We start from the raw sequence: 13,730 nt of genomic DNA, 5'->3' as shown, positions 1-13,730 counted from the left end.
AATTCTAAAAATGAAAAATAGTATTACCCAGTTTTCTCGCCTTTTTGTTGGCGTATTGTTTATTATTTCCGGATTAATAAAACTAAACGACCCTGTCGGCTTTTCTTATAAATTAGCAGAGTATTTTAGCGAACCGGTATTTAATATTCCTTTTTTAGAGCCATTAGCTTTAGGATTAGCAATTTTTTTAGTGATTTTAGAAGTGGTTTTAGGTGTTGCGCTACTGGTCGGATATAAAGCAAAAGCAACAATATGGAGTTTATTGCTTTTAATCGTTTTCTTTACTTTTCTTACTTTTTATTCGGCTTACTTTAATGTAGTTAAAGATTGTGGCTGTTTTGGAGACGCTTTGCATTTAACCCCTTGGGAGTCATTTACAAAAGATGTTGTTTTGCTATTCTTTATTTTGATTTTATTTTTCAACCAAAAATTAATAAAACCTTTATTTTCAACTCCACAAACTAATTTTGCGATTTATTTAAGTGTTGTTTTATGTGCATTTATGGCTGTTTGGGTATTGAATCATAATCCGTTAAAAGATTTTCGTCCATATAAAGTAGGAACTAACATTGAGAAAGGAATGGAAATTCCGGAAGGTGCACCAAAATCTGTTGTAAAAATGATTTTTATTTACAAAGTGAATGGTGTAGAAAAAGAATTTACGGAAAAAGATTTATTGAATATTCCTGAAGGAGCAACGTTCGTTGATCGAAAAGACAAAGTGATTACAGAAGGATATGTACCGCCAATCCATGATTTTACAATGACTAAAGAGGGTTCTGATTATAAAGACGAACTATTGAAAGAGCCAAAATTATTAGTTTTTGTAACGTATGATTTAGCTTTGTCAAATCCTGATGGTCTTAAAAAGTTAGAGAAATTAAATGTTGATGCCAAATCTAAAGGATATAAAGTAATTGCAATGACTGCATCAGCAGATGAATTGATTGCAAAAACTAAAAAGCAGTATGGTTTAAATGTCGATTTTTACTTTTGTGATGCCATAGCTTTAAAAACAATTGAAAGAGCAAATCCAAGCGTTGTGGTTATTCAAAATGGAACTATTATTCAAAAAGAGCATTATAACGATATTGATAAACTTGAATTGTAAAAACTATTAGTTCATAAATGTTTCTAGTTCATAAATGTTTCATAATTAAGTTGTTATTGCGATTTGTTTTTTTGTACTTTTGCTGCAGTTTACAATATATATATGGATTTTAAGTTATATTTTAAAATATAAATGTTTCAGAATTATAATTTAATCTTCATATTTACGTTCTAATTGCAGATTAAGCCCTTAACATAAATGTTGAAAAAAATTACTCTGTTTTTTTTGTTTTTAAATGTTTCCTTCTCTTTTGGACAAATAGGCGGGAGGTATGCTTATCAGTTTTTGAATTTAACAAGTTCACCAAGACAGGCAGCGTTGGGCGGAAAAGCAATTACAATCTATGATGAAGATGTTAATCAGGTTATGTTTAATCCGGCAACATTAAATGCAGATATGGATAATCATTTGGCTATGAATTATGGTAATTATTATGGTGAAGCAACTTACGGAACAGCTTCGTATGCTTATACTTACGACAGGCATTTACAAACATTTTATGCTGGTATGAGTTACATAAATTATGGTACTTTTGAAGGGTATGATGAAAATGGACAGGCTACATCAGATTTTACAGGAAGTGAAGGAGCTCTTTCGGTAGGTTATGCATACAATATCCCGTATACAGACATACATGTTGGAGCAAATGCTAAGTTAATAACTTCTACTTTAGAAAGTTATAATTCTATAGGCGGAGCAATAGATTTAGGTTTTTTGTTCATTGATGAAAGGAATGATGTAAACTGGGCATTGTCAATACGAAATATTGGAACTCAATTTACTACTTATTCAGGGATTAAGGAAAAATTACCTCTGGAGATTATAGCAGGTGTTTCACAAGAATTAGATCATGTGCCAATCAGATGGCATCTGTCTTTAGAAAATTTGCAACAGTGGAATATTTCTTTTTCGAATCCTGTACGTGGAGAAGGTAATATTGACGGATCAACAGAAGAAGATAAAGTTTCATTTGTAAATAACGCTTTGCGACATGTGGTTTTTGGAGTAGAGCTTTTTCCTAAAAAAGCATTCAATATCAGATTAGGATATAATTTTCGAAGAGCAGAAGAATTAAGAATTGAGGAGCAACGTAATTTTTCAGGAGTTTCTTTAGGTTTTGGATTAAAAATGAATCGATTAAAATTCAATTATTCGTATTCTAAATATACATTAGCAGCAAATACAAGTCTTTTTGGTTTAAATATTAATCTTCAATAATGATTTTTATATGAAAATATTTAATTTAATTTTAGTTGTAATAATATCAGGTTTTTTTATCAGCTCAAAGCCTTATTTCAAAGATGAAACTAACAGTCTGGAAATAGAAAGAATTAATTTTAGGATTGATGAAATGAAATCAATGCTGAATGGCAATTCTAAATACAACTCTAAAATTGCTTTTTTTGTTGACATGCGAATTCCATCCGGAAAAAATCGTTTTTTCGTTTATGATTTACAAAATAATAAAATTATAGATCAGGGCCTTGTTGCTCATGGATGTGGTTCGGATACTGGGATTAAAGGTGAATTAAAATTTAGTAATATACCCAATTCAAATTCTACTTCATTAGGAAGATATTCTATTGGAAATAATTATAATGGAATTTTCGGAAAAGCATATCGATTATATGGCCTGGATGAAACTAATAGTAATGCATTTAAAAGAGCTATCGTTTTGCACCATTATTCAGCAGTTCCATACGAAGAACAAGATCATTACATCAGTCGTAGTCATGGATGCCCAATGGTTAATGAGCAATTTTTTAAAAGAATTGAAAAAATTATTGATTCTTCAAAATCAAACATCCTTTTAGATATTTATTATTAAAATAATAATAAACTATTTTAATTAAAAATTACCACTTTGAGAAATATTACCATTGCTATTGACGGCTTTTCTTCAACCGGAAAAAGCACTTTAGCAAAACAATTAGCCAAGGAACTTGCTTATGTTTACGTAGATACAGGGGCAATGTACAGGGCAGTTGCTTTTTTTGCTATGAACAACAACTTTATTAAAACCGATTTTTTTGATAAAAAAGCTTTAATTGATTCACTTCCTAAAATTCAATTAGAGTTTAAATACAATGCTGATTTAGGTTTTGCCGAAATGTACCTGAATGGAGAAAATGTTGAAAAACAAATCCGTACTATCGAAGTTTCAAATTTTGTGAGTAAAGTTGCTGAAGTTTCTGAAGTTCGTTCGAAATTAGTAGAACAGCAACAGGAAATGGGGACCAATAAAGCTATTGTAATGGATGGGAGAGATATTGGAACTGTGGTTTTCCCTACAGCTGAACTCAAAATTTTTATGACTGCCAGTGCAGAAACCCGTGCACAGAGACGTTTTGATGAACTGCAGCAAAAAGGCGACAATGTATCTTATGAAGACGTCTTGAAAAATGTGGTCGAAAGAGATTATATAGATACACACCGTGAGGATTCTCCCCTAGTAATTGCTGATGACGCAATAGAAATTGACAATTCTTACCTAAATAGAGAAGAGCAATTTAATGCAGTTTTAGAATTAGTGAATGAGGTTGTTAAAACTGTTTAATTTTTTGTAGATTTCATTTTTAATGGTAGTTTTACCGCTTCATTAATTTAAAGACAAATACTATTATGAGTATAAAGCTACGACTAACAATCATGAATTTTTTTCAGTTTTTTGTTTGGGGAATATGGCTGATTTCATTAGGAGGATATATGGGGCAGGTTTTTGGTCCTGTAGAAGGTAGTAGTATTGGTTTATCTATTGGCAGAACATACGGTTCTATGGGCTGGGCAAGTTTGTTTATGCCGGCTTTGCTTGGTATCATTGCAGATAAATATTTCAGCGCTCAAAAAGTGTTGGGGATTTCACATATCATTGCCGGAATTGCTATATTTTTTGCAACAAAAGCTTCTAATTCTACAGAAATGTATTGGGTTATTTTTGCTACAAGTTGCTTTTATATGCCAACCATTGCATTAAACAATTCAGTAAGTTATGCCGTTTTAAATAAATTTAGTTTTGATGTTCAAAAAACATTTACTCCAATTCGTGTATGGGGAACGGTAGGCTTTATCATAGCAATGTGGGTGACAGATTTGACAGACTGGAAATCGAATACGCTTCAGTTTGTTTTTGCTTCTGTATCAATGATTGTAACAGGATTGTTTTGTTTTACTCTGCCTGATGTTCCTGCAGAAAATAAAAACAGCAATCAATCGCTTACCAGTAAATTTGGTTTAGATAGTTTTGTGCTTTTTAAGCAGAAGAAAATGGCAATATTTTTTGTTTTTGCCATGTTATTAGGTGCTGCATTGCAAATAACCAATATGTTTGGTGATACATTTATTAGGGATTTTGGTTCTAACCCTGAATATAAGGGTACTTTTGGAGTAGAACATTCTGTTTTTATTATTTCGTTATCTCAAATTTCAGAAACGCTGTTCATTTTAACAATTCCATTTTTCTTAAAACGATTCGGAATCAAACAGGTTATGATTTTTAGTATGATTGCCTGGGTGTTGCGTTTTGCCTTATTTGGAATTGGAAATCCCGGTTCAGGAGTAATCTTTCTAATATTATCAATGATAGTATACGGAATGGCCTTTGACTTTTTTAATATTTCAGGCTCATTATTTGTAGAAAAACAAACAGACAGTAAAATCAGATCAAGTGCTCAGGGGCTTTTTATGTTAATGACTAATGGAATTGGAGCTATAATTGGTGGTGAACTGGCTGGGCGGACTGTAAGTTATTTTACAATTGGGAATAAAATACAGTGGTCAAATGTCTGGTTTTCGTTTGCAGCTTATGCATTTGTTATTGCAATAGCTTTTGCAATTTTATTCAAATATAAACATGATCCAAAGGAGTTAGAAAATATAGAACATTAAAAAAAATAAAGTACAATTTTATTTGGTTTGCTGGAACTTTTTCAGTGATAACAACGCCTGCTCTTTTATTTTGTTTTGAAAAAACCCTGTCCATCCTAATAAATATCCGGTAATTCCAAAAGCTTGTTTGGACCATTTCCAAACATCAAAATTATCGGTGTGTTTGATAATTAATCCATCCTGAAAAATAAATTCAGAAGAGATTCTATTAATTACTTTACGATTCGTTTTACTGAAATTATAAGTTGCAACCCAACGTGCAGATCCTGAAATTTCATCGGCTTTTATATTTGAAAATTCGATTTTAATATCTCCTTTACTTTTTAAAATCAGCATTTCCCACATTTTTAAAACCTGTTCACCTTTTAAAAGCCCAAAAGCAGGATCTATAAAATGAACTTTCGGATGATAGCATTCGCTCATTGTTTTGGCATCAGCATTGGAAAATGCATTATAAAATTTAGCAATTAAATTCTCGTTAGGATTCATTTTTAACAAAATTAGGCTATAAAAGTAAGATTATTTTTGGATAAACAATCTTTATAGGAGACTAATTGAAGCAGCTGTATCAAAAGTTTTTTTCGATTTGTCAAAAGCAGTCGAAAAATAGTTTTTTTTGCTTTCGGCTGTAAAATAACCGGTTTGATTTCCAAATGCATTTGAATTGCCGGTAATTATAAATCTAATTCCTTTTATATCTGTTTTCTTTAATTTTAAAAATTCTGCAAGTGTAAAATAATAATAGGATGTTGTTTTTCCTTCTTCAGTTTCTTTAACATTTTTATCTAAACAGGCAATTACATCAGCATTAACTAAGTCAACATATACGCCTCCTGAGATTCTGGTCTTATCGTTTGTGGTTGCTATTGTTAGTTTTAAAATTCCGCCTTTTTCTGTTTTGGCAATCTGTACATCCACTTCTCCGGTAAGAGCATATTTTTCGCAAATAAAAGTATAATTTTCAGTTGCCGGATAAGGTTTTGATCCTTTAATAGTTATCGTTTGCTGCGCAGTTGCAAAACATGAAATTAAAAGAAATAAGAAGAAGGATAATTTTAAATTCATAAGTTTATGTTATTATTCAATTATTTTAGCATCAAACTTTTCATCCCAATCCATTGATTTTATTGCAGAAACCAAATTTTCCTCGTTAACAAAAATACGAAGTTCTTTATTGGCTACCTTTTTTGTATACAATGCATGGTAACGGTAAATGGTTTCGTGTTTGGTTTTGTATACGCCGTCTAATTTCAAATCAATAAAGCTTCCATAATATTGTCGAAATCTTAAACAAGTTTTTGTTAAACGTTCTTCAGTTGTATTCTCCATAACTGATTTCGTTACTTCAGTTTCATTAAAAGGTTTGAACTTTGATGTATTACAGGTTTCAAGAACTCTTTTACCTAATGAATAAGCTTTATTTTGCTGATTCGAATTTATTTCGGCTGCCAAAACTTTTTTAATTTTTATGTCTTCAGTGCTCCTGCTGACTGTTTTGGATTTACAACCTATTAATAACAGCAAACATATAATCAATCCTGCTTTCTTCATAACTATTTATGTTATTTTTAATAATAAATTGGGATCTGGACAGTTTTCAATATAAAAATTTAAATCTTTTGTGTTGCAAACTCCAGGATAATCACCCCAATAATCTTCAATATTGTTGATAATCTGAAAATGTAAATGAGGTGCATAATCTCCGTTTACTTCTGAATTTCCGATGTTTGCCAGGTATTCTCCTTTTTTAAAAAAATCACCAACACTAATCCCTTCTATACTTTCTAACGATAAATGGCCATATAAAGTATAAAATTTTTGATTTTCAATTTCGTGTTCCAAAATTATAGTAGGACCGTAATCACCTAATCCAATATTGTTTTTGAAACTATGTATTTTTCCATCAAGAGCTGCTAATACAGGAGTTCCGGCTTTTATCCATAAATCCAGACCAATATGGATGTTGCGTTCGGGAATTAAATCGCTCTTAAAAATGGTGCTTCTTTGGTACAAAGTCCGTCCTTCAATATAGCCGCCAAAAGCTACTTCGGCATTATTTTTTTTTAAGTAATTGGTAATATATTTTTCAAAATCAGCTGAATTTCCTGATTTACTTCCGGTTAAATTCTGGTTATTTATAGATAAATCTAAAGTAATGTATTTTGAATAATCAATGGTTGAATCGATAATCTTAGTGGGTGGTATATTTTTTAATATAGAGGCAAGAGGTTTCATAATAGGATTAGGCAACTTTTTCAATAATAATTAACTCGTTGTGATGTTCTACACGAGGCAGCATTTTAGTGGAATATAATTTAGGATTAATTTCTGAAATATATTTACGATTTCTAACATTATGCTTCTCATCAAGAATCATAGTGTTAAAAAGTACAAAGCCCTGCTTTTTTAATATAGAACATATTCTTTCGCTAAAAAAACGTTCAAATAAAAAATTAGGCATATTGGTGTCTTCAAAAATATCAATTATAATTAAGTCGTATTGGCTTTTAGTTTTTAAAACAAATTCAAAAGCATCATCAATAATGATTTCTAATTGCTTAATTTGAGAAAGGTTAAAATATTGATTTGCAATCTGAATCATATCTGCATCAATTTCAACTCCTGTTATTTTGCCTTTAAATTCAACTTCATCAACCAGGGTTTTTATAACACTGCCTCCTGCAACACCTAGCACTAAGATATGATTCATTTTCTGAATGGTTTTAAAACCAATATTTCTTAAACCATATCTTAATATTCTCTGTAAGCTTCCATAAGAATAATTTGTGTTTTCGGAATCTAAAACTAATTCTCCGTTAGCCCATGTTACTTCTATCACTTTACTGCGAGCTGATTTTTTTTTGAATATTTTAATTGGTATTAAATAACTAAATATTTTTTGAATCATTTTTTGCGCTTTTACCCAAATTTAGCATTAATTTTTTTTATTTTGTGCGAAATATGGAATTTTAATGAAGAAACAATTGTACGAATTTCTTTTTCTAAAGCTAATGGGATGGAAAATAGTTGGAATTGAGAATGCCGAAGTAAAAAAATGTGTGATGATGGTAATGCCGCATACCAGTAATCATGATTTTTATTTAGGAATTTTTACAAGAGGAATATCAGGTTTAGAGATGAACTGGGTAGGAAAGAAGGAGTTGTTTAAATTTCCGTTTGGTTATTATTTTAGAAGTGTAGGAGGTGAGCCACTTGATCGTTCCGGAGGTTTAAATAAGGTTGATGCTATTGCAGCTATTTTTGATAGAAAGGAAGTTTTTCGTCTGGCAATTGCTCCTGAAGGAACCCGTAAAAAAGTAAAAGAAATTAAAACCGGATTTTATTTTATAGCCCTTAAAGCAAATGTACCTATTGTTCCTGTAGCTTTTGATTGGAAAAAAAAAGAAGTTAATCTTGGCAAGCCATTTTTTCCAACTGATAATTATAATGCCGATTTTGAAATTTTAAAGAAACATTATATAGGGGTTAGTGGTAAAATTCCTCAAAACGGCTTTCAATTATAATTCATATGATTTTCTTCAAAATGAAAAAAAAATAATTTTTGCGAATGTCCATTTAAGTACCAATATTTAACTTATCTGGAATAAGATTTGAATGTCCCATTTTTATAAAAAAGTACAATTTTTTCTATTTCGTTGTCTTCTAAATTGAAATTAGAATTTTTAAATTCTGATGAACTTTCGACTACAGTTTGACCATCATCTTTACTTTTATTAGAATTTTCATTTGATGAAATAGGCGGTGAAGATTTTGAAATTCCTAAAAGTTTTTCATTATCATTTTTTGGAAAATTTCCTTTTCCGGTCAAAATCCAATATAAATCTACGTCGGGAAAAACCTCTAATATTTTCATTATAAAATCTAAACTTGGCTTGTTTCTTCCTGACAGTAGATGAGACATGCTGGAACGTTGCACACCAATTTTATCTGCAAAGGCTGATGCGTTTAAGTCATAATAATTAAGTACAATTTCAAGTCTTTTTACAAATTCATTTATGTTTACCATTGTAAATTATTAGTTTGAGATCCTGTATTTACAAATGTAAATAAAAAGAGCCTTTATAGCAATTTTACAATTGTAAATCCAGTTAAATAACACTTTTTAACTTAAACAAAAGAAATATGTGTTAGTGTTTAATTTGTTGGTTAGTAATATTTTGTATGTGTATTTTTTTTGTTAAAAAAAAATATAAGTATTCTATGCTAATATAATGCTTAATATCTAAAAAACTTGTTTACAATATTGAATTATTAAATTTTTAATTGAGTTGCAATTGTTAAAATAAAGATATTTACTTTTGTAAACTAATTAAAAGCACAATGAATTTAGAAGAATTATTTAATCAAAACAAAGAAGAGTCAATAGAAGGTCGTTATTTGACCTTAGAACATATTCAGCCAATATTAGAAAGGATCAATACAAACAATCAGGTTAAGATTATTGGAGAATCTGTCTTGGGTAAACCTATATATAGTTATGAAATTGGTTCAGGAAAAACCCGAATTTATTTGTGGTCGCAAATGCATGGAAACGAAAGTACGACCACTAAAGCCTTGTTTGATTTTATTAATGTTTTGAATAATAGTTCTGCGTTTGCAGAAAAAATGCTTTCAGCCTTTACTTTTTACTGCATACCAATACTAAATCCCGACGGAGCTGCTTTATATACACGTGCCAATGCAAATGAAATTGATTTAAATAGAGATTCGCAAAATTTGACACAACCGGAAAGCAGGGTTTTAAGAGAGGTTTTTGAAGCGTTTAAGCCTCATTTTTGTTTCAACCTTCATGATCAGCGTACTATTTTTGGAGCTGGTGAAACGGGAAAACCGGCAACTGTTTCATTTTTGGCTCCTTCTTATAATGAAGAAAGGGAAATAAATGACAACAGATTAAAGGCAATTAACTTAATCGCGGCAATTAATGATGAACTGCAGCGGCATATACCTGGGCAAGTAGGGCGTTTTGATGATTCGTTTAATATTAATTGTATCGGAGATACTTTTCAGTATTTAGGTGTGCCGACAATTTTATTTGAAGCTGGGCATTTTCAAAACGATTATAAGAGAGAAGTGACCAGAAAATATATATTCTTTTCACTTATTACCAGTTTTAAAGCGCTTTCCGAAAACGATATAGCTGATAATAGGATTAATGATTATTTGAATATTTCACAAAATAAAGTGGTTTTTTATGATTTTATGTATAAAAATATCAAAATAAATTATGATGGTATTGAAATTATTACGAATTTTGTCGCTCAATACAAAGAAGAATTGATTGACAGCAAGATTCAATTTAATGCTTATATAGTTGAAGTAGGAGAGTTAGAAAATTATTTCGGACATTATGTCTACGATGCAAAAGGCGCTGCATACTCAGATGATTTTGCTAATTTTCCGAAAACGAATCAAAAAGCAAATTTTTATTTAAATAAAAACGTTAAATTTGTTAACGGATTGATAGAAAGTTAAATTTTATGTGAATTTGTTGTTTTTTATATATATTTTTATACTTTGTAATACAAATTAGTAATATTAATTAAAGAATTATGAGTAAATTTCGTTTAGATGAAGTAGATCACCAGATTTTAGATATGTTAATAGATAATACGAGAGTTCCGTTTACTGACATTGCAAAAAAATTGTTGATTTCTGCCGGAACTGTACATGTTAGAGTAAAAAAAATGGAAGATGCCGGAATAATCATGGGATCTTCATTAGCCTTAGATTACGATAAATTAGGGTATTCATTTATTGCTTATGTAGGGGTGTTTCTTAATAACACATCACAAACAAAATTTGTATTAGAGCGAATTAACCAAATTCCATTCGTAACTGTGGCTTCTGTAACTACAGGGAAATTCAATATTTTCTGTAAAATTAGAGCTAAAGATACTAAGCATGCTAAAGAAGTTATCTTTATGATTGATGATATCGAAGGAGTTTACAGAACTGAAACAATGATTTCATTAGAAGAAAGTATTAACGACAAGAAGCGTTTGATGCATACTATTTTCAAAAATATGTAATATTTTCTTGAATGCTATATTAAAAATATAACCTCAAGTTTTCTTGGGGTTTTTTTATGACTAATTAACCAATTACAACTTACAAAAAGGATTATGTATACGTTGCCAAAAATAGAGCGTTTTAATCAGGATGTTCTCTCTAAATATCATATTTATAATAGTGTTTTTATAACATTACCCTTTGATTCTATTGATAATACTGGGGTTTTGCTTCCTCTGTTTACTGAAACTTGTGAAACAGGGTTTAAAAAACAGGAAACTCCTAAGGAAATTTTTGATTTTTTTTCAAATAAATTTCTAAATAATGCTTCAGAAACAGAAAAAATTGACTTAATGTTTCGTTTTATTCAGTATATCGAACGTCAAATTGTATTATTTGATGCGATTGAAGATGCTGCTTTTCCAGTTGTAAATAATATGGAAGGACGCGGTTCGCTTCGTGATATTAAAGAAAAGTCAGATGCAAAGGAAAAAGACGATGAATTAATCGATTTTCTTGAAAATTTCAACGTTAGAACTGTATTGACTGCGCATCCGACACAGTTCTATCCTGGACCGGTTCTTGGGATTATAAATGATTTGACAGAGGCGATCAGGCAGAATGATTTATTAAAAATCAAACAGTTGTTAGCCCAGTTAGGAAAAACACCTTTTATACAAAATGAAAAGCCGAATCCGTATGATGAAGCGGTAAGTTTGATTTGGTATTTGGAAAATGTATTCTATGAAACTGCAGGTGAAATAGTTCATTATTTGCAGAAAAATATTCTCGAAGGAGCAGCAATCCAAAATCAGTTAATTAAACTGGGTTTCTGGCCAGGGGGAGATCGTGATGGAAATCCATTTGTAACTACTGATATTACATTAAAGGTTGCTGAGCGTTTACGTACTTCGATTTTGAAATGCTATTATGTTGAAATGAGAAATTTAAAACGAAAGTTAACTTTCTCAGGTGTAGATACTTTGGTTGCTGAACTTGAATATAAACTTTACAGGTCTGTTTTTTATTCTAAGGGTGAAATTTATATTACTTTAGATGAATTATTAACTCAGTTAAATAAAATCAGAAACATAATTATAGAGAAACATCAGTCTTTATATTTAGATGAATTAGAAGCTTTGTTAGTTAAAATTAATTTGTTTGGGTTTCATTTTGCTACCTTAGATATCCGTCAAAACAGTAAAATTCACAATGCTGTTTTTCATGATGTGGTAAATTATTATTTGAATTCAGATTCGAAAATATTTCCTGATAATTATTTTGACTTATCTGAAGATGAAAAATTAGTTGTTTTGTCAAAAGTGAAAGGTGACTTAAATCCGGCTGATTTTGATAATGAAATTACTAAATTGACTTTAGAATCTGTTCAGGCAATCAAAACGATTCAGGAAAATAATGGTGAATTTGGTGCAAATCGTTATATTATCAGTAATAACGAAAGTGCATTAAATGTAATGGAAACTTTTGCAATGATTCGTTTAAATAATTGGGAAAACCCTACGGTTGATATTATTCCACTTTTCGAATCAGTTGATGATTTACAAAATGCACATTCAATAATGGAACAATTATATACAAATCCTGAATATGCAGCACATTTAAAATCCCGTGACAATAAACAAACGATTATGCTTGGTTTCTCAGATGGAACAAAAGATGGTGGTTATTTAATGGCAAACTGGAGTATCTATCAGGCCAAAATTGAGCTTACCCAAATTTCAAGAAAATATGGTATAAAAGCTATTTTCTTTGATGGACGTGGTGGGCCTCCTGCACGTGGTGGTGGAAAAACACATAAGTTCTATGCGTCATTAGGACCTAAAATTGAGAATAACGAAATTCAGATTACTGTACAGGGGCAAACTATTAGTTCTAATTTTGGAACTTTAGATTCTTGCCGCTACAATATCGAAAATTTATTAAGTGCCGGAGTAACTAATCAGGTTTTTAGTAAAGAGAAAAATGAATTAAGCGCTGAAGAAACAGCTATTTTGACTCAATTGGCTGGTTTAGGGTATGATAAGTATTTAAGCTTTAAAAACCATCCCAAATTTATTCCGTATTTAGAAAAGATGAGTACATTAAAATACTATTCTAAAACCAATATTGGAAGCCGTCCATCAAAAAGAAGCAAATCTGAACAATTGGATTTTGCAGACTTGAGAGCAATTCCATTTGTAGGTTCATGGAGTCAGTTGAAGCAAAATGTACCAGGATTTTTCGGAGTTGGATCTGCTCTAAAGCATTTTGAAGATACTAACCAATGGGGTAAAATTAGCGACTTGTATCATAGTTCTTTATTCTTTAAAACACTTTTAGAAAATAGTATGATGTCATTAGCAAAATCATTTTTGCCATTAACAGCTTACATGAGAAAAGATCCTGAGTTTGGGGAATTCTGGCAAATTATTTACGATGAGTTTTTAGAAACAGAACGTCTTTTACTTAAAATTGCGGGTCATAAAACGCTAATGGAAAATTATCCTGATGGTAAAGCTTCAATTCAGATAAGAGAGCGTATTGTATTGCCATTGTTGACAATACAGCAATATGCTTTATTGAGAATTAATGAATTGAATAAGGAAAAAGAAATCGATCAGGATCTGATTAAAGTTTACGAGAAAATTGTTACCCGTTCATTGTTCGGAAATACTAATGCAAGTAGAAACTCTGCCTAAAC

Annotated in this window: 15 protein-coding genes; 9 read left to right on the top strand and 6 right to left on the bottom strand. The window is 30.6% G+C overall.

The window, feature by feature from the left end; translation table 11 throughout:
* Nucleotides 1-10: 10 nt before the first annotated feature.
* From DMB68_RS07500 to DMB68_RS07480, 5 genes are all read left to right on the top strand, one after another.
* Complete coding sequence (locus DMB68_RS07500) at nt 11-1,111, top strand: BT_3928 family protein (RefSeq protein ID WP_110345986.1); 1,101 nt, start codon at nt 11-13, stop codon at nt 1,109-1,111.
* Between the two features lie 198 nt (nt 1,112-1,309).
* Entirely contained in the window at nt 1,310-2,329 is a 1,020-nt protein-coding gene (porQ, locus tag DMB68_RS07495; RefSeq protein ID WP_110345985.1) for a type IX secretion system protein PorQ, read from the top strand.
* A 10-nt stretch (nt 2,330-2,339) separates the two neighbouring features.
* Complete coding sequence (locus tag DMB68_RS07490; RefSeq protein WP_110345984.1) at nt 2,340-2,939, top strand: murein L,D-transpeptidase catalytic domain-containing protein; 600 nt, start codon at nt 2,340-2,342, stop codon at nt 2,937-2,939.
* Between the two features lie 36 nt (nt 2,940-2,975).
* Entirely contained in the window at nt 2,976-3,668 is a 693-nt protein-coding gene (gene cmk, locus DMB68_RS07485) for a (d)CMP kinase (RefSeq protein WP_110345983.1), read from the top strand.
* 65 nt (nt 3,669-3,733) lie between these two features.
* The gene (locus tag DMB68_RS07480) at nt 3,734-4,996 is read left to right on the top strand and encodes a nucleoside permease (protein ID WP_110345982.1); all 1,263 of its coding nucleotides are present in this window, start codon (nt 3,734-3,736) and stop codon (nt 4,994-4,996) included.
* Between the two features lie 18 nt (nt 4,997-5,014).
* Here the strand turns inward: DMB68_RS07480 and DMB68_RS07475 are convergent, their stop codons facing one another.
* Genes DMB68_RS07475 through DMB68_RS07455 form a run of 5 tightly spaced genes read right to left on the bottom strand, consistent with a single transcriptional unit; the run spans nt 5,015 to nt 7,904 of the window.
* On the bottom strand, nt 5,015-5,485 hold the full coding sequence (locus tag DMB68_RS07475) for a nuclear transport factor 2 family protein (RefSeq protein ID WP_110345981.1): 471 nt from the start codon (nt 5,483-5,485) through the stop codon (nt 5,015-5,017).
* A gap of 51 nt (nt 5,486-5,536) precedes the next feature.
* Nucleotides 5,537-6,061, bottom strand: a complete 525-nt coding sequence (locus DMB68_RS07470; protein ID WP_110345980.1) for a hypothetical protein — start codon at nt 6,059-6,061, stop codon at nt 5,537-5,539.
* A gap of 12 nt (nt 6,062-6,073) precedes the next feature.
* Entirely contained in the window at nt 6,074-6,547 is a 474-nt protein-coding gene (locus DMB68_RS07465; protein ID WP_110345979.1) for a hypothetical protein, read from the bottom strand.
* A gap of 6 nt (nt 6,548-6,553) precedes the next feature.
* The gene (locus DMB68_RS07460) at nt 6,554-7,231 is read right to left on the bottom strand and encodes a peptidoglycan DD-metalloendopeptidase family protein (protein ID WP_110345978.1); all 678 of its coding nucleotides are present in this window, start codon (nt 7,229-7,231) and stop codon (nt 6,554-6,556) included.
* 7 nt (nt 7,232-7,238) lie between these two features.
* Entirely contained in the window at nt 7,239-7,904 is a 666-nt protein-coding gene (locus DMB68_RS07455; protein WP_110345977.1) for a spermidine synthase, read from the bottom strand.
* A 64-nt stretch (nt 7,905-7,968) separates the two neighbouring features.
* On the opposite strand from DMB68_RS07455, the gene DMB68_RS07450 reads away from it, so the two are divergent.
* Nucleotides 7,969-8,520 (top strand): 1-acyl-sn-glycerol-3-phosphate acyltransferase, encoded by a 552-nt coding sequence (locus tag DMB68_RS07450; protein WP_110345976.1) that lies wholly within the window; start codon nt 7,969-7,971, stop codon nt 8,518-8,520.
* Nucleotides 8,521-8,591: 71 nt separating this feature from the next.
* Here DMB68_RS07450 and DMB68_RS07445 read toward each other — a convergent pair whose 3' ends face one another.
* Complete coding sequence (locus DMB68_RS07445; RefSeq protein WP_110345975.1) at nt 8,592-9,023, bottom strand: helix-turn-helix transcriptional regulator; 432 nt, start codon at nt 9,021-9,023, stop codon at nt 8,592-8,594.
* A gap of 314 nt (nt 9,024-9,337) precedes the next feature.
* Between DMB68_RS07445 and DMB68_RS07440 the strand changes: the two genes are divergently transcribed.
* The 3 genes from DMB68_RS07440 to DMB68_RS07430 all read left to right on the top strand — a co-directional run bounded on the left by DMB68_RS07440 (nt 9,338) and on the right by DMB68_RS07430 (nt 13,728).
* The gene (locus tag DMB68_RS07440; protein ID WP_110345974.1) at nt 9,338-10,492 is read left to right on the top strand and encodes a M14 family metallopeptidase; all 1,155 of its coding nucleotides are present in this window, start codon (nt 9,338-9,340) and stop codon (nt 10,490-10,492) included.
* Nucleotides 10,493-10,569: 77 nt separating this feature from the next.
* On the top strand, nt 10,570-11,049 hold the full coding sequence (locus DMB68_RS07435; protein ID WP_007805990.1) for an Lrp/AsnC family transcriptional regulator: 480 nt from the start codon (nt 10,570-10,572) through the stop codon (nt 11,047-11,049).
* 93 nt (nt 11,050-11,142) lie between these two features.
* Nucleotides 11,143-13,728, top strand: coding sequence for a phosphoenolpyruvate carboxylase (locus DMB68_RS07430; RefSeq protein ID WP_110345973.1), 2,586 nt, complete (start codon nt 11,143-11,145; stop codon nt 13,726-13,728).
* Nucleotides 13,729-13,730: the final 2 nt, after the last annotated feature.

The sequence above is a fragment of the Flavobacterium hydrophilum genome (genome assembly GCF_003202405.1).
GTDB lineage: Bacteria > Bacteroidota > Bacteroidia > Flavobacteriales > Flavobacteriaceae > Flavobacterium > Flavobacterium hydrophilum.
This window is presented reverse-complemented; position numbering and strand designations above follow the sequence as displayed.